Genomic DNA, 18,621 nt, shown 5'->3' on the forward strand with positions numbered 1-18,621 from the left:
CTGTGAATACCTCATTCCGGAGGAAACGAGTTATGGCTTCTCTCAACCGTCGTCATCTGCTGGCTGGTCTTGGTGCGAGCGTGGCTCTGCCATGGGCCATGCCTGCCGTGGCTGCATCATCCGATACGGCCGAGCGCCTCGCTGCACTCGAGCGAGCCGGAAAGCTGCCGGGTCTGCACGCCTTCCTGGTGAGCCAGGGCGGCAAGCTGGTGTTCGAGCACTACGGGGAAGGCGAGGACCAGGGCTGGGACCGGCCGCTCGGTCATGTCGCGTTCGGCGCTGACGTGCTGCACGATCTGCGTTCGGTGTCCAAAAGCATCGTCGGTCTCGCCTATGGCATTGCGCTCGCCGAAGGCAAGGTGCCGCCGCCCGATGCGAAGCTCTACGCGCAGTTTCCGGAATATGCCGATCTCGCCGCGCAGCCAGGCCGCGGCAAGGTTACGATCCATCATGTGCTCTCGATGACGCTCGGCTTCGAATGGGATGAACTGATCATCCCCTACGGCGATCCACGCAACAACGAGATGGCGATGGAGGCCGCGTCTGATCGTTATCGGTACATCCTGGAGCGGCCGATCGTCGGCGAGCCTGGCGTGAAGTGGACCTATTGTGGCGGCGCCACCGCACTGCTCGGGCGGCTCATCGCCAAGGGCACCGGCGAAGCTTTGCCGGCCTATTGCCGCCGGGTGCTGTTCGATCCAATAGGCTTTGGCCCGTCCGACTGGAGCGTCGGCCGCGACGGTGAACCGCGTGCGGCGTCAGGCGCGCGTCTGTTGCCGCGCGACCTCGTCAAGATCGGGGAGCTGATGCTGGCGAATGGCCGCTGGAACGGAAAGTCCCTCGTTCCGGCCGATTGGGTGAAGCGTGTGACCACGCCTGTCGTCCAGACCCGGGTTGGCCGCGATTACGGCTATCAATGGTACATGGGCGATTTCGCCACGGCACGACCGCTGCATTGGTATGGCGGCATCGGCTGGGGCGGCCAGTATCTGTACGTGATTCCGGCGCGTGATCTCGCCTTCGTTATCCACTGCGGAAATTATGGACGACCCGGGCAGCAGCAGGCCGCCGTGTTGATCGCACTCTTGGAGGACGTGGTGCTGCCGGGATTCACCTGAGCCCCGGCTCACCCCAGCGAGACACCCGCTTTGGCCCGGCTGATGCCGAGCGTCAGGATGCGATGGAGCAAATCCTTGTACGTTAGCCCGTCGTGCAGCGCCGCCGTCGCGAATTCCTGGCTCTTGGCGATCTCGGGGTTGGGGTTGGCTTCGATGAAATACGGCGTGCCGTCGGCGGCGAGGCGGAAGTCGATGCGCGCATAACCGTCGAGGCCGAGCGCCCGGTAGATGCGTTTCGCGGCGCGCTGGATGCGTGCCGTGACTTCGGGCGCAAGATCTTTCGCCGGCCCGTCGACGATGCCGACGCGTTCCTGGTAGTCGGTGTCGTGCTTGGCCTTTTCAGTGGCGATGTGACGCGAGCTGCGCCCGCCCATGCTGCCGAATTTCAATTCCCAGATCGGCAGCACGCGCAGGCGGTTGTTGCCGAGCACGCCGACATAGAGCTCGCGGCCCTCGATGAATTGCTCGGCGATGGCGGCCGTCTCGCTCCGATCGTGGATGAAGGCGACGCGCTCGGCGAGCTTTTCGTCGGTATCAACGATGGATGCCTGAGAAATGCCGGCAGAGCCATCCATGTTAAGGCTCTTGACGATCAGCGGCAGCGCAAGGCGTGTCGGGCGCTTCACCTTGCGGCGCATCGGGAAAACGGCGAACGCCGGCACCGCGATGCGGCGGTGATGCACCAGCGTCTTGGACAGATCCTTGCCGCGCGCCAGGATCAGGCCGCGCGGATTGCACCCGGTATAGGGCACCTTCATCAGCTCGAGATAGCTGGCGATGTGCTGGTCATAGGCGACGTTGTTGTGGAACTCCTCCAGCAACGTGAACACGATGTGTGGCTTGAATTCTTCGATCGCCTCGCGCACCGGCTTGATTTCATCCTGCGCTCCGAGCGCGCGTACCTCGTGGCCTGCCGCACGCAAAGTGCTCACCACGTCGTATTCCGTCTTCCAGTTGTTGATTTCCTGCGGCGTGTATCCGTCGGAGGAGTCCGGCGGCATGAAGTCCGGATGCATCAAGACCAGAATACGGAGCCGTCTCATAGCGCGATCCATTTGCGCCGAGACGGGCCAAACAGCGCGTGCATCGTCTTGGCGGTCACGAGGACAGTGAAATCGAGAACGAGCTTCTGTTCGGAGCCCACCGCGCGCAAGTCGAGCTCGCGGCAGCGGGAGATCATGTCGTCAAGCACGGCATCGAGCGTGAGCTGGTTCTCGCCGGTCCACCGCGCGACCAGCCGTCTGATCTGGGCGCGATGCCGCCTGATCAGGCTGGACGCGGGCCGAGAGCGATGATGCCGCGGGTCGGCGGAGAACAGTCGGGAGAGGTCGCGGTCGTAGGTCTTGGGTGCCGTGAAGGCGTAGAACGCCTGTTTCTTCTTGTAGTGCTCTTCGAGCGTCTGGCTGAGCTTGCCGAGCGGATCGAGGCGCTCGCGTGTCGTGATCACCGGTCGCTTCCCCGCGATCTCGCCCATCAGCTCGTCCACATATTCGAGCTTCTTCAGCGCGGGCCAGCCGGCATACCGCGTGCGCCAGTTCGAGCGCGGCCGCAGCCACACCGCGAACGTCTCGGCAAAGTCCTCGTCCGGGTGGCTCTGCGCGTACCAGAGCCGAAGGTGCTGGACGTAACGCCGGCTCGCCGGATTGGGCCGGTAGTAGCGCGGATAGTGCCTTGACGAGGGCCCGAACAATTGTTGCCAGCGCCGGCGCCGCTGCAGCTGGAAGCCGTGCTGGATGGCGTGGCCGGCTTCGTGTCGCAGGATGGCCATGCACTCGCGCGTGGTTCCGCCCTCGACGTCAAACATCATCTTCTTCTCGAGCTTCATCAGGCGGGGATGGGCGAGATAGAACGGGATGGCGATGCCGGGCACGTCTCCCGGACTGAACCACTCGCTCGAGATCCATGTGTGCGGCCGGAGCCGGATGCCGCGCTCTTCGAGCTCTTCGTAGAGCGTGCCGATGCAGTCTTCGAGCCAGGTGCCTTCGATTGTCACCCTCAGGCTGCTCAGGCGCTGCTGGAGCAGCTGCTCGTCAGATAGCTTTTCCCAAGCGAATTTCCGGCGCGGCATCTTGTACCCAGGCAGGGATGACTCGATGTCACGATGATGTCATGGGCGGCAGCCGGCAACAACCCGTGGGGGCGGGCAGGGTTCGATGCCGTAGGGTGGGCAAAGCGAAGCGTGCCCACGATCTGTATCCATCATGCAGGAATGGTGGGCACGGCGCTTTGCGCCTTTGCCCACCCTACGAGACTTTTCGGGGTCGAAAAACTAGTCGAACAGGCTCGACACCGACTCTTCCGCCGCGGTGCGCGCGATCGCATCCGAGATCAGGCTGGCGATCGGCAACGTGCGGATGTTTGGCGCCTTGGTCACCGCTTCCGTCGGCAGGATCGAATCGGTGATGACGAGTTCCTTCAGTCTCGAGCCGGCGATGCGGGCCGCCGCGCCGCCGGAGAGGACGCCGTGGGTGATGTAGGCGTAGACCTCCTTGGCGCCCTTGGCGATCAGCGCGTCAGCCGCGTTCACCAGCGTGCCGCCGGAATCGACGATGTCGTCGACCAGGATGCAGCTGTAGCCGGAGACGTCGCCGATCACGTTCATGACTTCGGATTCGCCCGGACGCTCGCGACGCTTGTCGACGATCGCGAGCGGGGTGTTGATGCGCTTGGCAAGGCCGCGGGCGCGGGCCACGCCGCCGACGTCAGGCGAGACCACCATCACCTTGCCGAGGTCGAAACGTTCGCGGATGTCGCGCACCATCACGGGGGCAGCGAACAAATTGTCGGTCGGGATGTCGAAGAAGCCCTGGATCTGGGTCGCATGCAGGTCGAGCGTCATGACGCGGTCGACGCCGGCATGGGTGATCAGATTGGCGACGAGCTTGGCCGAGATCGGCGTGCGCGAGCCGGACTTGCGATCCTGGCGGGCGTAGCCGAAATAGGGCACCACCGCGGTGATGCGACGCGCCGAAGAGCGGCGCAGCGCGTCGGTGATGATCAGCAATTCCATCAGATGGTCGTTTGCCGGGAACGAGGTGGACTGGATGATGAAGGCATCCGAGCCGCGAACGTTCTCCTGGATCTCGACGAAGATCTCCATGTCGGCGAAACGCCGCACCACCGCCTTGGTCAGCGGCAGGTCCAATCCCTGCGCGATCGCTTGTGCGAGCGCGGGATTGGAGTTGCCGGCGACAAGCTTGATGGAGCCGTTCTTGGCCAACATGGACGCTTCCTCCCGCGCTTTGCTGGATACGACGTTCAACATCACAGATACCCACTGGCAGCACGGTTACGACGGGCGAGGAAATATCAGGCCGGGGGCCGCGATGGCAACCCGGGATGCTACGTTTTCCCTCTGAAAATCCTGAGTCGGACCAACGGTTTGCCCGAGAATTGGGCCCGTGGTTTAGCGGTGGTTATTGCTGGGCATAGCCGAGCGCCGTGGCCGGCGGCTCAGCGGCATGTGTTTCAGGCGCCACGCTCGCTACCGCGGGTCCGCGCAGCCCTGGGACCGAGCCCGGCGCATCTGGCGTTCCGTTGATCATATTGGAAAGCCCGCTGAATCCGGCCTGGGCGATCTTCCGCAGCACGAGGTCATCGGCGGCTTGCCAGGGATCGCGACCGCCCCTGGTTGCGGTCGGTTCCTCGCCGGACAGGCGCAGCGCCCGCTGCTGGTTGGCGTCGTAGACGTCCCAGACCCAGGCGATTACGGTCTTGCCCCGCACCACCTGGGCGGAGAGGTAGCTGCGCACGCGGTAGGCCGCCGACCCCTCGCGGGAGACGATCGAGAGGCTGCGCAGCTTGGATTCGCTGTCGAGCACGCCGACCATGCGGTCGAACACCTGCGGCGGCGGTCCGTCGATCGATTCGAAAGCAACCGTCGCCCCGGAGCCGGCGCTCGGCGTGGCCATCGCGTAGGAGTTGGCGGCATTGCCGCCGCTTCCGGCGCAGCCGGCCAGCACGGTCGCTGCGGCCAGCAGCATGGCCGCCAGCACGCGCGAACCTGCGCGGCGCAACATGGATGACGCTTCCCTCATTGAGGGCAGCGATATCGTTAAAATCGATTAACGTCTAGGGCGGAGGCGCCACAGCGCACCGTCATTCCGGGTTCTGGCTTCGCGAATCCCGGAACGATGATCGTCAATGTTGCCTGTGTGTTCACCCTTCCAGCGCGATCGCGTGAACGTGCCGGCCGTAATCCGGCTCCTTGCGATGCACCGAGCGGCGATAGCTGAAGAAGCGCTCGTCGGCGTAAGTGTCGAGACCGAGGTCGTCGATCATCAATATGCCGGCAGCTTCCAGACGCTTGCGGATGAAGCCGGCGAGATCGAACATCGCGTGGCCCTCGCGCACCGAAGGGATGAAGAACACGGCGTTGTCTGCATCGGCTTCGATGAAGCGCGCAACGAACTCGTTGCCGACCTCGTAGCTCTCTTGCCGGATCAGGGGGCCGATCGCGGCGATGATGCCGCTCCGTGTTGCGCCGAGCTTTTCCATCGCCGCAATCGTGGACTCCAGCACGCCGGTCAGCGCGCCCTTCCAGCCGGCATGGGCGCCGCCGATGACCCGCGCGTTGGGATCGACGAACAGCACCGGCCCGCAATCTGCGGTGGAGACGCCGAGCGCGATGCCGGGCATTTTGGTCACCATCGCGTCGCCCTTCGGCCGCGGTCCGCTCGGCCAGGGCGTCGCGGCGACGAGGACGTCGGGCGAGTGGATCTGATGCAGGCTGAGGAAGCGGTCGGCTGCGACGCCGACATGTTCGGCCATGCGGCGGCGGTTCTCGGCAACAAGGGCCTGATCGTCGTTGGAGCCGAGCCCGCCATTGAGCGCAGAATAGATGCCGCTGGAGACGCCGCCTTCACGCGTGAAGAAGCAATGGCGCAGGCCAGGCACGGCCGACAGCAGCGACGAGGTGAGGGTCATAAATTGCCTCCGGCCTTTTCGAGATCGCTGAGACCCGCAAGGCCCGTCAGCCGCGGCTCGGAGATGCCGAGCACCTTGAACATTGACCCCATGCCGCTGCGTCCGGTGTCGGTCAGCCGTTTCAGCGCAACGGAAATGTCAGTGGCCACTTCCGGCGTCGCCTTCTGCATCAGCGCAGCCGCGCGGGTGTCGATGCCGACGCGCTTGAGGAAGTCACCTTGCGTGACCGGTCCGTGCACACGGGCGCCGACGTCCTCGGCCGCGCGCGCGAGCGCCTGGAAGTCGACATGAGCGGTGACGTCGGCCTGGCCCGGCGCCTTCAGGGGATCGGTGAAGGTATGGCGTGCGATGGCCTGGAAGGTGTCGCCGGCATCGCTGCGCAAATGGCCGTAGTCGATGATCAGCGCCGCGCCGTCCTGGTCGCGCACGCGGGTGGCGAGCTTCATGATCTCCGTATCGGGCCGCCACTCGAACACCGCGCCGACAGGTGCGGCGCGCACCAGGGATGGCAGCAGCACGTCGAAGCGCGGCGTCGGGTCGGCTGCCGCGCCGAACTGGAGCTTGCCATTGACGTCGACGTCGATCACACGCTCGTGCCAGCCGTCTTCGCGCTTCACCATCTGGTGAATCGGCAGCACATCGAAATATTCATTGGCGAGAATGATGCTGGGACCATCGGGCACGTCGTCGATGCTGTCGTGCCATGCGATGTTGCGCACGCCCGACAATGTCGCACCCTGCCGCTCGCGCAGCACCGGATTGACCTCGACCAGATGAACGCTGAGCCCCTGATAGAGCGGCGGCAGCACGCGAAGCGCGCGCAGTGCGTCCGCCATCATGGTGCCACGGCCGGGACCGATCTCGATCAGCCGCAGCGATTGCGGCGAGCCCATCTGCTTCCAGACCGAGGCGGTCCACAATCCCAGGAGCTCGCCGAACATCTGGCTGACTTCGGGCGCGGTGGTGAAATCGCCCTCACGGCCGAGCGGATCGCGCGAGACGTAATAGCCGTAGCGCGGATGCATCAGGCACATCTCCATGTATCGCCAGACCGGCATGGGGCCTGAGGATTTGATCAGCGCCTTGATCTCGTTGAGCAGTGGCTGTTCGGTCACGAGCTGTTGTCTCGAAATGAATTAACGGATGGCGGTGGCGGGCTTGGGCGCACCGCGCCTGACAGCCCATACAATAAGTATAGCGCCGACGATAAGCATCGGGATCGACAGCAGCATGCCCATGGTTAATCCGCCCCAGAGGAAGCCGAGCTGCACGTCCGGCTCCCGAAAATGCTCGCCGGCGATGCGGGTCAGGCCGTAGATCAGGATGAAGGCACCGAGGACCATGCCGGGGCGCTTCAGCGCGCCGAGGCGGATCATGATCGCGAGCACGGCGAACAGCAGGATGCCCTCCATGCCGGCCTCGTAGAGCTGGCTCGGATGGCGCGGCAGATGCGAGGGATCGCTGGGAAAGATCATGGCCCAGGGCAGGCTCGCATCGGTGGCGCGGCCCCACAATTCGCCGTTGATGAAATTGGCGATGCGCCCGAGCAGCAGCCCGATCGGGGCGACCGCGGTGGTGATGTCGCCGAGCGAGAGGATCGAGATGCGGTTACGATGAGCAAACCACATCACCGCGACGACGCAGCCGAGGAAGCCGCCATGGAACGACATGCCGCCTTCCCACAGCCGGAAGATCGCGACGGGGTGATCGATGAAGAACGGCAGATTGTAGAACAGCACATAGCCGGTGCGGCCGCCCAGGATGATGCCGAGCGTGACCCAGAGGATGAAGTCGTCGATTTGCACCAGCGACATCGGCGCAGGTCCGCCCCACAGCCGCTCGGTCTTGAGCAGCGAGCGCGCATAGAGCCAGCCGATGACGATGCCGCCGATATAGGCCAGAGCGTACCAGCGGATCGCGAACGGCCCGATCGCCACCGCGATCGGGTTGAAGGACGGGAAGTCGATGAGCAGTAAGGGCATCGCTATTGCTGGACGAGATTGCGGCGGTAGAGCGCCAGCAGGCGCTCCCAATGCCGCTCGGCGGCGTCGCGGTCATAGACCGGGCGCTTGGGAAAGGCGAAGCCATGATGGGTGCCGGGATAGATCTCGACCTCGGCTTTTGCGCCGCTCATGCCCTGCTTCACCTTCTCGATGATCTCGGTTGGCGCATAGATGTCGGTCTCGGCGCAGGCGAAATAGAGCTCGGCCTTGGTCTTGCTGGCTGCGAGATGCGGGCTGTCGTCCTGATCGGTCGCAAGCTGCGTGCCGTAGACCGAGGCGGCGGCCTTGACGCGATCGGGGAAATGCGTGGCGGCGTTGACGGCGTAGCGGCCGCTCATGCAGTAGCCGACGGTGCCGACGATTTTGGTGTTCGCAGCCTCCTGACCCTCGGCGTAGGTGAGCAGCGCGCGTGTGTCGTCCATGATCATGGGAATGTCGAGCGAGGCCATGAGCTGGAACATCCGCTTGCGCTCCGGTGCGTTCGGATCGGCCGGCAGTGCGCCGAGCTCCATCACGCCGGAGCGGTAATAGAGGTTCGGCAGCATCACGTAATAGCCCGAGGTCGCGAGCCGGCGCGCCATGTCGCGCAGCTCCTCGCGGATCGCCGGCGCGTCCATGTAGAACAGGATGACCGGGAACGGTCCGCCGCGCTCGGGATGGACAATGAAGGTCGCGGTATGGCCGTCCCTGGTGGGAATTGCGATCTGCTGCTCGATCATCTCTTGCGTTCCGCCTTGTGATTCCCGTTATGCAGGGACGTTGAACACGATTGCAAGGAAACCGGGGCATGACAAGGATACCGCCGATCGGCCCTTGAACCTGTCACCGTGGATTGCCATTGTCTTTTCGCGCACTCGCGCAAAGTTCATCGGGGCCGCCAAGAGAGCCCTTAAGAGAGCTCTCAAGAGACCGATCAGGAGACCGACATGACCCAGACCACCAACCGGTTTTTCGACGAGATCGGCCGCATGATGAACGACGCTGCGGGCGCCGCCCAGGGCGTCAAGCGTGAGTTCGACACCGTGATGCGCAACCAGGCCGAGAAGTTCCTGCGCGACATGGACCTGGTCAAGCGCGAGGAGTTCGAGGCGGTCAAGGACATGGCCGGTCTGGCGCGCGAGGAGAACGAGGCCCTGAAGGCGCGCATCGCCGCTCTGGAGGCCAAACTCGGCGGGTAGGGGCGCCTTTCTTACCCTCCCCTGGAGGGGTCCGGGCGAGCTACGCTCGGGGAGGGTAGGAACCCAGGGCCCGCCCATTCTCCTTGTCATTTCCGCCTCTTCCGGCTAAAAGCCCGCCACGTCCGCGGCCCCCGCACCCCTGGAGGCTTGCTGCGGCGTACACCATGGGCCGCCTTGCGGCCCATTAACTTTTGCAAAAACAAGGACTTAGACTATGGCGACGACCGTCAAGGAATTGAAGGCGACCGCACGTCCGAAGAGCGGCAAGGGGGCCGCCCGGGCTGAGCGTCGCGCCGGCAGAGTGCCCGGAGTGATCTATGGTGACAACCAGCCCCCGCTCCCGATCTCGGTTGACGATCGTGACCTGCGCCAGCGCATCCTTGCGGGCCGGTTCCTGACCACGTTGGTGGACGTCGAACTCGACGGCAAGAAGCATCGCGTGATTCCGCGCGACTACCACCTCGATCCGGTCAAGGACTTCCCGATTCACGTCGACTTCATGCGTCTTGGCGAAGGCGCCACCATCCGCATCAGCGTTCCGCTGCATGTCGTGAAGGCGGAAGGTTCGCCTGGCGTGAAGCGCGGCGGCGCCGTCAACATCGTCGCCCACGCGATCGAGCTCGAGTGCGGCGTCGAGAACATCCCGCAATACATCGAGGCCGATGTCGGCTCGCTCGAGATCGGCCACTCCCTTCATCTCGCCGACATCAAGCTGCCGGCCGGCGTCAGGGCACTGACTGCCGAGGACGCGACCCTCGTCACCATCGTGCCGCCGTCCGGCTACGCCGAAGAGCAGAAGGCCGCGGCTGCGGCTGCTGCTGGTGGCGCGGCTCCGGCGGCTGGTGCGGCTGCTCCGGCGGCTGGCGCTGCGGCTCCGGCTGCGGGTGCTGCTGCTCCGGCGGCGGCGGCCAAGGCTCCGGCTGCCAAGGCTCCCGCCGGCGGCGACAAGAAGAAGTAATCTCTCATAGCTGGCGCGCGGTCTTTGACCGCGTACCAGCGAGGGGCGCCGCGTCATGCGACTCTTTGTTGGGCTCGGCAATCCCGGCGCGAAATACGCACGCAACCGGCACAATATCGGCTTCATGGCCGTCGACGAGATTGCGCGGCGTCATGGTTTCGCACCATGGCGCCGTCGCTTTCAGGGCGAGACGTCGGAAGGCACGCTTGGACCTGAGCGCGTGATCCTGCTCAAGCCCACGACCTACATGAACGACTCTGGTCGCTCGGTGCAGGAAGCGGCGAGCTTCTTCAAGATCGCGCCTGGCGACACCACCGTGTTTCACGACGAGCTCGAGCTGCCGCCGGGCAAGGTGCGGGTGAAGATCGGCGGCGGCATTGCCGGGCACAACGGTCTGCGCTCGATCTCGGCCCATATCGGCAACGAGTACCGCCGTGTCAGGCTCGGCATCGGTCATCCCGGGGTCAAGGAACTGGTGCACGGCCATGTGCTGTCGGACTTCGCCAAGGCCGACAATGACTGGGTGACGACGCTCTGCGAGGCCGTGGCCGAGCACGCGGCACTGGTCGCCACGGGGACCGACGCGACCTTCGCCAACAGGGTGCATCTGGCGATGCAGGCGAAGGGATTTTTGACCAAGGACGAGAACGGCAAGGAATAACGCTCGTGGGATTCAAATGCGGAATCGTCGGACTGCCCAATGTCGGGAAGTCGACCTTGTTCAACGCGCTGACCGAGACGGCCGCCGCACAGGCGGCGAACTATCCGTTCTGCACCATCGAGCCGAATGTCGGCGAGGTCGCGGTGCCCGATCCCAGGCTCGACAAGCTCGCGGCTATCGCCAAATCGGCGCAGATCATCCCGACCCGGCTGACCTTCGTCGACATCGCTGGCCTGGTGCGCGGCGCCTCCAAGGGTGAAGGCCTCGGCAACCAGTTCCTGGCCAATATCCGCGAGGTCGATGCGATTGCGCATGTGGTGCGCTGCTTCGAGGACTCCGACATCACGCATGTCGAGGGCAAGATCGCCCCGCTCGCGGACATCGAGACCATCGAGACCGAGCTGATGCTCGCCGACCTCGACAGCCTCGAGAAGCGTGTCGACAACCTCACCAAGAAGGCCAAGGGCAACGACAAGGACGCCAAGGAGCAACTCGACCTCGTCAACCGCACGCTGGTGCTTCTGCGCGACGGCAAGCCGGCGCGCCTCGTCGAGCGCAAGGCGGAAGAGGAGCGCGCCTTCGGCATGCTCGGCCTCTTGTCGTCCAAGCCCGTGCTCTATGTCTGCAATGTCGAGGAAGGCTCGGCCGCCACAGGCAACGCGTTCTCGAAGGCGGTGCAGGACCAGGCCGCCAAGGAAGGCGCCATCGCCGTCGTCATCTCCGCCAAGATCGAATCCGAGATCGCCACCATCTCGCGCGAGGAGCGCACCGACTTCCTGGAGACACTGGGCCTGGAAGAGGCCGGCCTCGATCGCCTGATCCGCGCCGGCTACACGCTGCTGGACCTCATCACCTATTTCACGGTGGGCCCGAAGGAAGCGCGCGCCTGGACCATCCATCGCGGCACCAAGGCGCCGGCCGCGGCCGGTGTGATCCATACCGATTTCGAAAAGGGTTTTATCCGCGCTGAAACCATCGCCTATGAGGACTACGTCACGTTCAACGGCGAAGCCGGTGCGCGCGATGCCGGCAAGCTGCGCCTCGAAGGCAAGGAATATGTCGTCGCCGATGGCGACGTGATGCATTTCCGGTTTAATACGTAAGCACGGATTGTCATTCCGGGGCGCGCGAAGCGCGAACCCGGAATACATTCATCCACTTGCTCTGAGGCACAATGGAGTCCGGGCTCGCCTCTTCAAGGCGCCCCGGAATGACGGTCTACCTTATCCCGCCGCCCTGATCCCTGATCGCGCCGAGATGCTCGTTGATGCGGAATACGATCAGAATCAATTCCGCGGCGATGCGTGAGAACACCACGCCGACGACGACCCCCGCGATCGATTCCAGCACGACCAGGAAACCGCCAAACGGGCTGATCGCCATCGCGGTGAGGCCGGCGAAGATCCCGGAGAGTCCGAACAGGCAGATCACGCCGATCACCAGCCAGTAGAAGGTCTTGATGATCGTCGGCGTGATGAAGCGGTCCCATTGAAACAGGTCGCTGAATGAAAACATCTCTCTCCCCCGGGCAAATGGCGCCCCCGGCCTGCGTCAATCCGACAATGAGACAGGGCCGGCCCGACTCGCCGAATGTAGCATGAGCCATGCGGACCGGCGGGTTGAGATTGCCGCAAAGTGCGGCCACAATCTGTCCTCCCGCAAAGCTTTTCCACGATGACCCTGACCTTCGAAGATTTCCCGCCCGGCCGTTACGGAACGTTCGGCCCGCGCCATGTCACCCGCGACGAGATCTTGGCGTTTGCCGCCGAGTTCGATCCGCAGCCCATGCACCTTGATGAGGAGGCTGCCAGCAAGAGCATGCTGCGCGGCCTGTCCGGTTCGGGCTGGCACCTCTGCTCGCTGATGATGCGGATGATGGCCGATGGTTTTATCACCCGCGCCGCGTCGCTGGGATCGCCAGGGGTCGACGAGGTGCGCTGGCTCGCGCCGCTCAGGCCCGGCGACGACCTCACGCTCGACGTCGACGTGCTCGAGGCAAGGACCTCGAAGAGCCGGCCGAACCTCGGCATCGTCAAGTTCAAGTGCACCGTGCGCAACGCCAAAGGCGAGGCGCTGGGCGAGATGACCTCGCCGATCCTGATCGAGCGGCGCGCGGGAGCGGCCTGATGCGGTTCTTCGAAGACATCGAGATCGGCCAGCGCCGTGACATCGGCGCCTATACGTTCACGGCGGAGTCCATCAAGGCCTTTGCCGCCAAGTTCGATCCGCAGCGCTTTCATCTCGACGAGGAGGAGGGCAAGAACTCGCTGTTCGGCGGGCTCGCTGCGTCCGGCTGGCATGTCGGCTCGGCCTGCATGAGCCTGCTTGTCGCCGATGGCCAACGCCTGGCGCGCGAAGCCGCTGCGCGCGGCGAGGAGGTCGCAGTGTGGGGGCCGTCACCCGGCTTTCGCGACCTGCGCTGGATCAAGCCGGTGCTGGCAGGCGACATCATCAGCTATTCCAACGAGGTCATCGACAAGCGCAGTTCCGCCTCGCGCCCTGGCTGGGGCATCCTGACCGCCCGGACCACCGGCACCAACCAGCGCGGCGAGGAGGTGTATTCCATCACCGCCAGCGCCTTCGTGCCGATGAAGATGGGCGGTTAGACCTGTTCCAACATGAACGGCTGAAAACAGCGCGCGAGTGTTGCCCGCGCGCTATGGACGCGATTCAGGGTGGCTGCCATAAGCCTTCACGAGATGGCCGGCCTTCGCGAAGCGGCTGCCGGAACCATCGAGTTGCTAACCAATTATGAACCTGTCGCTGTCTATTTGAACGAACCGGGCAGAGGACAGGGGACGAGCACGATGGCAGACCGCGGCGCACTGAAGTTGGTTGGATTTATCTTCGCGACCGCGACGCTCGCCGTGATGCTGATTGCCGGCATGGTGGTGAAGGGCTACGCCGACGGCGCCTACACCCTGGAAGCCTCGACGGTCGAGGCGAGCCGTTAGCGGTTAACTCCGCGCGGCCACGAAATGGCCTCCGCGCGGGCCGCAACGGCCTCCCGTTCTCAGCGGCTATAGACGAACGCCAATATCGCAATCGCAACAGCCAGCAGCCCGACAAACCGCATCATGATGGTCCCGAACTGGCTCGGTGCGGGCCGTAGCGGTATCGGGTCCGTGTTATCGGGCCGGATGCTCTGCATCTGAAAATGTCCCCAAGGCCCGGCGGTCAGCCGCACGGGCGCTTGGCATTGGTCGGCGCTGGTGCCGGGAGGGTTCAAAGCGGGGCCGGGTTGGGTTACGCAGCGCGAACCTCATCCTCCGCTGCCATGCCCCGCGACGGCGGGGGCATCCAGTACGCCGCAGCCTCTCGGTTCTATCCTCGCCGTCTCTGGAATACTGGATCGCCCGCCCCAGTGCGCAATTGCGCACAAGGCGCGCGACGACACCTTTGTCTGTCATGCCCCCGGAATCAAAACCGCCGCGCCCCTTTGCGGAACGCGGCGGCCGATGATGTCGCGTCCTTGCGATCAGCTGTTGCGCAGGCCGTCGGCGGCGCGCTTCCACTGGGCGACGTTGTCGGCGATCATGCGGGTCGACTTCATGGCCGCCTGGCTGAGCTGGGCGTAGCCCGAGATCTCACGCTGGACGCGCTGGCCTTCGGCATGGAGCAGGTCGCGCAGGCTCTCGAGCTCGGAGATCAGATTCTCGATCTCGGCAAGCGAGGTGCCGGCGACGCGCTGGATCAGCGAGTTGACGTTGGTGACGGTGGCTTCCGCGCTCGGATCGAGCGGCGGTGCGTCGGCGGTGGTCGTGGGTGCGGCCGGCCGGCGCAGATAGGCGATATCGTTGCGGACGAAATCGCGGATGCCGGCTTCGACTTCCGTCACGGCGGCGAGATTGCTGTCGACCGTCTCGGTCTCGGTGGTCTCGGTCTTTTCCGGACGCATGGCGTTCATCGTTATTCCCCTGTTCGCGTTGAGCGCAGCGCGAGTGTCCCCCGCACGACGATGTGTGTCAGGCCGTGCATCATGGGCGTCGGATTTTGACCGCAACAGGGCCGAGATGCGGCAAGGGCGGACCATTCGGGGGCCTTGCCGTGGCGCATGGTTACGGAAGTCTGAACGCTGGCAATGGCGATGGAAATGCGCGGCTCGGGCGCTGCTTCACTCCCTCGCCCCGCGCGCGGGGAGAGGCGAAAGAGTCACCAGCTCTTCTTGAAGCCGGCCGTCACGCTCTTGTTGATCGCGCCTTGCGGGGTCTCGCCGAACGAGCCGGAGACGGTGACATTGTCGAACAGCTTCTGTTCGGCGCCGACCTTGCGCAGCCATTTGTCGTCGGTGGTCGACATGGTCTGGCCGGCGGAGATGCTGGTGCCGGTGTCGGTGATCGTGACCTTCGCCGACTGGTCGGTCTCGTAATTGCGGGTGACGCGGCCGCCGACGCCGGGCAGCGCTGTGGTGCCCTGCTGGTTGACGCTGTAGCCGTGCTGCAGCGTCAGCGACGTGTCGCCCGACAGCGGCACTGATTTGGTCAGCGATGCGCCGAGCTTGCTTTGCTCGGCACCGGGATCGACGCGGGCTTCCACCGCAGTCTTGTCCCAGACCGGACCCGCGCCCGGCGCGGTCGCGGCGGCCCAGGCGCTGCCGGAGGATTGCGGCAGGTTGCCGCCATTTTCGGCCTTCTGCGCCAGCAGCTCCGACATCGTGGTCGGCTCCTTCGCCACCGTCATGTCGGCGCCGATGCGGGTGTCCCAGAACGAGGACACCGACTGCTTGACCTTCACCCCGGCGGAGCCGTTGGCATTGGGGTTGGACGACCAGTCCATCCCATCCCTGGCGGCGGCCTGCGCGCGCTTCCTGGCTTTGAGGAGGTCGCTGAGCGTGCCGGCGTCGATGGCGAGCTGGCTCCAGTCGAGCTTGTCGACATCGATGCCCTTGAGCACATCGGCGTCGTTGACGCTGGGGGTCTCGGCGACCTCGGCCTCATCGTCCTCGGGCGCGGTCGCGGCGGGCGGAGGGGAGAAGGGCGGAATGATCTGCGCCCGGGCCGTCAGCACCGCGCCGAAAATGAACGCGGCGGCCAGCGGCAGCCTGGTCCAGCCGTAACCTGTCGTGAATTCCATAACCTCTGCCCGCGAGCCCAGTTCGCGCACAGGATGCGGCGCTATCGTTGCAAAATTATGGCGCAGGCCGCGACGTTTTGAAAGCGGCAAGACTTTCAGACAAGACCTTCAGACAAGACCTTCAGACATGACTTTCAGAAATGACGAACCAACGGGCCGCGCGGCAAGCGCGCGCCCGATGACGAGCATCTCCACGACGGCGTCCGGCGGGGCTGGAGGCCAGCACGCGTCATGGGAGCATCAATCAACCGGTCCCGAACTCTCGGAGCCCGTTGGTGTCCCCCTCAGCCGACGCGGGTCATCTTCGGCAGATGAATGGCGCGGCCGAGTGCCTGCTCGACCAGGTCGAAGGTATCGACCAGCACGCGCATGCTGACGAGCCTGTCAGCCCTGAACTGGGCGAACTGTGCGACGCGCAAGGAGATCGGCTTGTCGGAATCCAGCGCCGTCAGCGAATAGCGCAGCATCGAGGAGGCGGCATCGACGCCCAGCATGATGCTCTCGCGCTCGAAGCGACGGACGCGGAAATTGTCGGCGAGCTGGCGGATGACCTGGAGCACGGCCGCCTTGCCCTGGCGCGCGCCGAGGAACGGAAACATGTCGATCGGGCCATAGATCGCCCATTCGACGTCCTCGTCGATCAGGGTTTCGATGTCCTCGAAATGCCGGTCGTTGATCGCGCGGTGCAACGCGCGCGAGAAACGCCAGAGGCTGTGCTCTGTCATTTTGGGGCGTCCTGAAACGGAAAGCGAAAAACGGAAAACAACCCCATGCACAGTAAGGTGCCGAGGGGCTGCTCAATTCATTTGTGTACGAACAAATACGGGATTTCTGGAAAAACTCAAATCACGTTTTTGCAATGCACAAGTGAGCGCAAAGTGTGAAATTTGCAATAGGACCCCGTATTCTACCGGTCTCGGCTTCGGCCGCGCATCGTTTGCCGGGCGGGCTCCCGTGGCGTGCACAACGCCTGGAGAATGGGTCTGAGGACAAGCGAGGGAGGTTCATGAGGAGGCGGACCTGCGCGAGCTCGCCTGTCTCACCAAGCGGCGATCGCTGGAACCCAGCCGGCTCGCATTCGTTGAGGTGCCGAACACCGCAGGAGACATCCATGAAATCCCCGCTTCTCGCCGTCACCGCCGCGCTTCTCATGCTGGGCGCGACCTCCGCCGCAAGCGCCAAGGGCTGCATCAAGGGCGCCATCGTCGGCGGTGTCGCCGGCCATTATGCCGGCCATCACGGCATGCTTGGCGCTGCCGCCGGCTGCCTCTACGGCCGCCACCGCGCCAACGAGCAGGACAAGCAGCAGCAACAGCAGAGCCAGGTGAACGGGCAGGGCAAGCTGTAGCGCGCGAAAAACCTCGCACCCGCGGCCTTCTATCCCGCGCGCGCCGATGGTAAACTCCATTCGCAAACGCTGGGGTTGAATCGGGCGAGGGACGATGGCCGTCGTGAAGTCCTTGTGGGGCGTCGTTCTCGCAATCTTGTTCGTGTATTTCCTCGTCGCGTTCGTTGGAAACGCGTTCCGTTCGCAGGGCGTCAAATACAACTGGCTTGGCGTCCTGCTGTCGTTCTCGACGATTGGCGTTGCCATCTATCTGGTCTTCTTCCGCCAGCTCTAGAGGTGATGAAATCAAGTCCGGTCGGCGGTTCACCTCTCTCCAGCGGGGAGAGGTGATTGCTTTGGCGCGCAATTGCGCGCCCGAGCAATCTGGGTGAGGGGCCGCAGCACTCAGTGAGACGTAAGCCCTCGCCAGGACCGCATCTCACGATGCGATCCGACCTCTCCCTACGGGAGAGGTAATTCGAGTCCGCGGCTCGCAGCGATTCAACCGAAAGTCATCACACTCTAGTTCCGCTGCGGCCCGTCTCGCACATGGCCGGGCGTGAGCCGGCTCACATCGCGTGTCTCCCGCTGCGGCTAACGTCATCCGCACGTCATCAAGGAGACGCGCCATGGCTGTCACCGCCGCCGCGAAAAAGTCCCGCCTGCGCAACGCGCTCGAAGGCTTTGCGCTGACCGTGATCTTCCAGAGCTTTCCGACGTTCGCCGCCGCCGCGCTGCTGCTCAAACTGTGCGGCGACCACGACCTCGTCGGCGACGGCGGCGTCGCCATCTTCGTCACCGTCGCCGCGCTGGTTCACGCGATGATCGCGGTCACAATCGGGCCGAGCGTTCCGGCGCTGTTCAAGACGCTCTACGAACCAACATTCTTCGATGGCACGCTGTCACTCTCCGACAAGATCATGGAATGGCGCACCCACCCGGCCGCCTCGCTGCAACTGGTCGCGATCGTGCTGATGCTGTCGGTGATGGCCGTGGTGACGGCGAGCGTGGGGTGAGGGCGTGAACGATCTCTCCGCCCGTCATTCCGGGGCGCCGCGAAGCGGCGAGCCCGGAATCCATAACCAGGAAGGCACGTCAATTCGGCTGGTGTGAGCGCAGGAATTCCTTCGCCGCATCGCGTGTCGAGAAGCGGCCAAGCTCCTGGTACTCTGGATCGTCCTCCGCTTCCTCCGACGAGCGCAGCACAACGAATTTGCCGCTCTCTTCCACGATGAGTTCGGTCAAGTCTTCGCTGTTGAATGGCGTCATATCCCGGAAGCCGCAGTGCGGGCATTGGTCGTCACAGGTGCACGACCATTCATCCGTCCAAATCTTCCTGCAGCGTTCACATCGGTAAAAGTTCAGGAACCAGGCCAT

Annotated in this window: 24 protein-coding genes; 11 read left to right on the forward strand and 13 right to left on the reverse strand. The window is 64.4% G+C overall.

Features of this window, described 5'->3' with window-relative positions; translation table 11 throughout:
• Window positions 1-32 precede the first annotated feature (32 nt).
• On the forward strand, window positions 33-1,118 hold the full coding sequence (locus tag JQ621_RS18700; protein ID WP_212236134.1) for a serine hydrolase domain-containing protein: 1,086 nt from the start codon (window positions 33-35) through the stop codon (window positions 1,116-1,118).
• Window positions 1,119-1,126: 8 nt separating this feature from the next.
• Here JQ621_RS18700 and JQ621_RS18705 read toward each other — a convergent pair whose 3' ends face one another.
• The 8 genes from JQ621_RS18705 to JQ621_RS18740 all read right to left on the reverse strand — a co-directional run bounded on the left by JQ621_RS18705 (window position 1,127) and on the right by JQ621_RS18740 (window position 8,766).
• Window positions 1,127-2,161: a D-alanine--D-alanine ligase family protein gene (locus JQ621_RS18705; protein ID WP_212236135.1), complete on the reverse strand. Its 1,035-nt coding sequence runs from the start codon at window positions 2,159-2,161 to the stop codon at window positions 1,127-1,129.
• Entirely contained in the window at window positions 2,158-3,186 is a 1,029-nt protein-coding gene (locus JQ621_RS18710) for a putative zinc-binding metallopeptidase (RefSeq protein WP_212236136.1), read from the reverse strand. Before JQ621_RS18710 ends, JQ621_RS18705 begins: the two co-directional genes overlap by 4 nt.
• Before the next feature lie 201 nt (window positions 3,187-3,387).
• A complete protein-coding gene (locus JQ621_RS18715; RefSeq protein ID WP_212236137.1) occupies window positions 3,388-4,341 on the reverse strand; it encodes a ribose-phosphate pyrophosphokinase in 954 nt (317 codons plus the stop codon).
• A 193-nt stretch (window positions 4,342-4,534) separates the two neighbouring features.
• Window positions 4,535-5,155, reverse strand: a complete 621-nt coding sequence (locus JQ621_RS18720; RefSeq protein WP_212236138.1) for a hypothetical protein — start codon at window positions 5,153-5,155, stop codon at window positions 4,535-4,537.
• Between the two features lie 121 nt (window positions 5,156-5,276).
• Entirely contained in the window at window positions 5,277-6,044 is a 768-nt protein-coding gene (gene pgeF / locus JQ621_RS18725) for a peptidoglycan editing factor PgeF (RefSeq protein WP_212236139.1), read from the reverse strand.
• Window positions 6,041-7,159, reverse strand: coding sequence for a class I SAM-dependent methyltransferase (locus tag JQ621_RS18730; RefSeq protein ID WP_212236140.1), 1,119 nt, complete (start codon window positions 7,157-7,159; stop codon window positions 6,041-6,043). The genes pgeF and JQ621_RS18730 overlap by 4 nt, the downstream gene beginning before the upstream one ends.
• Window positions 7,160-7,180: 21 nt before the next feature.
• Window positions 7,181-8,026 (reverse strand): prolipoprotein diacylglyceryl transferase, encoded by an 846-nt coding sequence (gene lgt / locus JQ621_RS18735; protein ID WP_212236141.1) that lies wholly within the window; start codon window positions 8,024-8,026, stop codon window positions 7,181-7,183.
• A gap of 2 nt (window positions 8,027-8,028) precedes the next feature.
• Window positions 8,029-8,766 carry a dienelactone hydrolase family protein gene (locus tag JQ621_RS18740; RefSeq protein ID WP_212236142.1) on the reverse strand — a complete coding sequence of 246 codons (738 nt, stop codon included), beginning with the start codon at window positions 8,764-8,766 and terminating at the stop codon, window positions 8,029-8,031.
• A gap of 207 nt (window positions 8,767-8,973) precedes the next feature.
• Here JQ621_RS18740 and JQ621_RS18745 point away from each other — a divergent pair, with 207 nt between their 5' ends.
• The 4 genes from JQ621_RS18745 to ychF all read left to right on the forward strand — a co-directional run bounded on the left by JQ621_RS18745 (window position 8,974) and on the right by ychF (window position 11,947).
• Window positions 8,974-9,225 carry an accessory factor UbiK family protein gene (locus JQ621_RS18745; RefSeq protein ID WP_212236143.1) on the forward strand — a complete coding sequence of 84 codons (252 nt, stop codon included), beginning with the start codon at window positions 8,974-8,976 and terminating at the stop codon, window positions 9,223-9,225.
• A 214-nt stretch (window positions 9,226-9,439) separates the two neighbouring features.
• Entirely contained in the window at window positions 9,440-10,183 is a 744-nt protein-coding gene (locus tag JQ621_RS18750; RefSeq protein ID WP_212236144.1) for a 50S ribosomal protein L25/general stress protein Ctc, read from the forward strand.
• A gap of 55 nt (window positions 10,184-10,238) precedes the next feature.
• Window positions 10,239-10,844 carry an aminoacyl-tRNA hydrolase gene (gene pth / locus JQ621_RS18755; RefSeq protein ID WP_212236145.1) on the forward strand — a complete coding sequence of 202 codons (606 nt, stop codon included), beginning with the start codon at window positions 10,239-10,241 and terminating at the stop codon, window positions 10,842-10,844.
• A gap of 5 nt (window positions 10,845-10,849) precedes the next feature.
• Entirely contained in the window at window positions 10,850-11,947 is a 1,098-nt protein-coding gene (gene ychF / locus JQ621_RS18760) for a redox-regulated ATPase YchF (RefSeq protein WP_212236146.1), read from the forward strand.
• A 115-nt stretch (window positions 11,948-12,062) separates the two neighbouring features.
• On the opposite strand, the gene JQ621_RS18765 is transcribed toward ychF, so the two are convergent.
• Entirely contained in the window at window positions 12,063-12,359 is a 297-nt protein-coding gene (locus JQ621_RS18765) for a DUF4282 domain-containing protein (RefSeq protein WP_212236147.1), read from the reverse strand.
• Window positions 12,360-12,518: 159 nt separating this feature from the next.
• Between JQ621_RS18765 and JQ621_RS18770 the strand changes: the two genes are divergently transcribed.
• The 3 genes from JQ621_RS18770 (at window position 12,519) to JQ621_RS18780 (ending at window position 13,798) form a co-directional block, all read left to right on the forward strand.
• On the forward strand, window positions 12,519-12,971 hold the full coding sequence (locus JQ621_RS18770; RefSeq protein ID WP_212236148.1) for a MaoC family dehydratase: 453 nt from the start codon (window positions 12,519-12,521) through the stop codon (window positions 12,969-12,971).
• Complete coding sequence (locus JQ621_RS18775) at window positions 12,971-13,450, forward strand: MaoC family dehydratase (RefSeq protein ID WP_212236149.1); 480 nt, start codon at window positions 12,971-12,973, stop codon at window positions 13,448-13,450. Before JQ621_RS18770 ends, JQ621_RS18775 begins: the two co-directional genes overlap by 1 nt.
• Window positions 13,451-13,651: 201 nt before the next feature.
• Complete coding sequence (locus tag JQ621_RS18780; RefSeq protein ID WP_200512972.1) at window positions 13,652-13,798, forward strand: hypothetical protein; 147 nt, start codon at window positions 13,652-13,654, stop codon at window positions 13,796-13,798.
• A 524-nt stretch (window positions 13,799-14,322) separates the two neighbouring features.
• Here JQ621_RS18780 and JQ621_RS18785 read toward each other — a convergent pair.
• The 3 genes from JQ621_RS18785 to JQ621_RS18795 all read right to left on the reverse strand — a co-directional run bounded on the left by JQ621_RS18785 (window position 14,323) and on the right by JQ621_RS18795 (window position 16,642).
• Window positions 14,323-14,751, reverse strand: coding sequence for a hypothetical protein (locus tag JQ621_RS18785; RefSeq protein WP_212236150.1), 429 nt, complete (start codon window positions 14,749-14,751; stop codon window positions 14,323-14,325).
• 245 nt (window positions 14,752-14,996) lie between these two features.
• Window positions 14,997-15,917, reverse strand: a complete 921-nt coding sequence (locus tag JQ621_RS18790; RefSeq protein ID WP_212236151.1) for a hypothetical protein — start codon at window positions 15,915-15,917, stop codon at window positions 14,997-14,999.
• Between the two features lie 284 nt (window positions 15,918-16,201).
• Window positions 16,202-16,642, reverse strand: a complete 441-nt coding sequence (locus tag JQ621_RS18795; protein ID WP_212236152.1) for a nuclear transport factor 2 family protein — start codon at window positions 16,640-16,642, stop codon at window positions 16,202-16,204.
• 386 nt (window positions 16,643-17,028) lie between these two features.
• Here JQ621_RS18795 and JQ621_RS18800 point away from each other — a divergent pair, with 386 nt between their 5' ends.
• The 3 genes from JQ621_RS18800 to JQ621_RS18810 all read left to right on the forward strand — a co-directional run bounded on the left by JQ621_RS18800 (window position 17,029) and on the right by JQ621_RS18810 (window position 18,260).
• A complete protein-coding gene (locus JQ621_RS18800; RefSeq protein ID WP_212236153.1) occupies window positions 17,029-17,265 on the forward strand; it encodes a hypothetical protein in 237 nt (78 codons plus the stop codon).
• Window positions 17,266-17,359: 94 nt separating this feature from the next.
• Complete coding sequence (locus tag JQ621_RS18805) at window positions 17,360-17,539, forward strand: hypothetical protein (protein ID WP_212236154.1); 180 nt, start codon at window positions 17,360-17,362, stop codon at window positions 17,537-17,539.
• Window positions 17,540-17,873: 334 nt separating this feature from the next.
• Complete coding sequence (locus JQ621_RS18810; RefSeq protein ID WP_212236155.1) at window positions 17,874-18,260, forward strand: hypothetical protein; 387 nt, start codon at window positions 17,874-17,876, stop codon at window positions 18,258-18,260.
• A gap of 79 nt (window positions 18,261-18,339) precedes the next feature.
• Here JQ621_RS18810 and JQ621_RS18815 read toward each other — a convergent pair whose 3' ends face one another.
• Entirely contained in the window at window positions 18,340-18,621 is a 282-nt protein-coding gene (locus tag JQ621_RS18815) for a hypothetical protein (RefSeq protein WP_212236156.1), read from the reverse strand.

The organism is Bradyrhizobium manausense (assembly GCF_018129685.1).
Classification (GTDB): Bacteria; Pseudomonadota; Alphaproteobacteria; order Rhizobiales; family Xanthobacteraceae; genus Bradyrhizobium; species Bradyrhizobium manausense_D.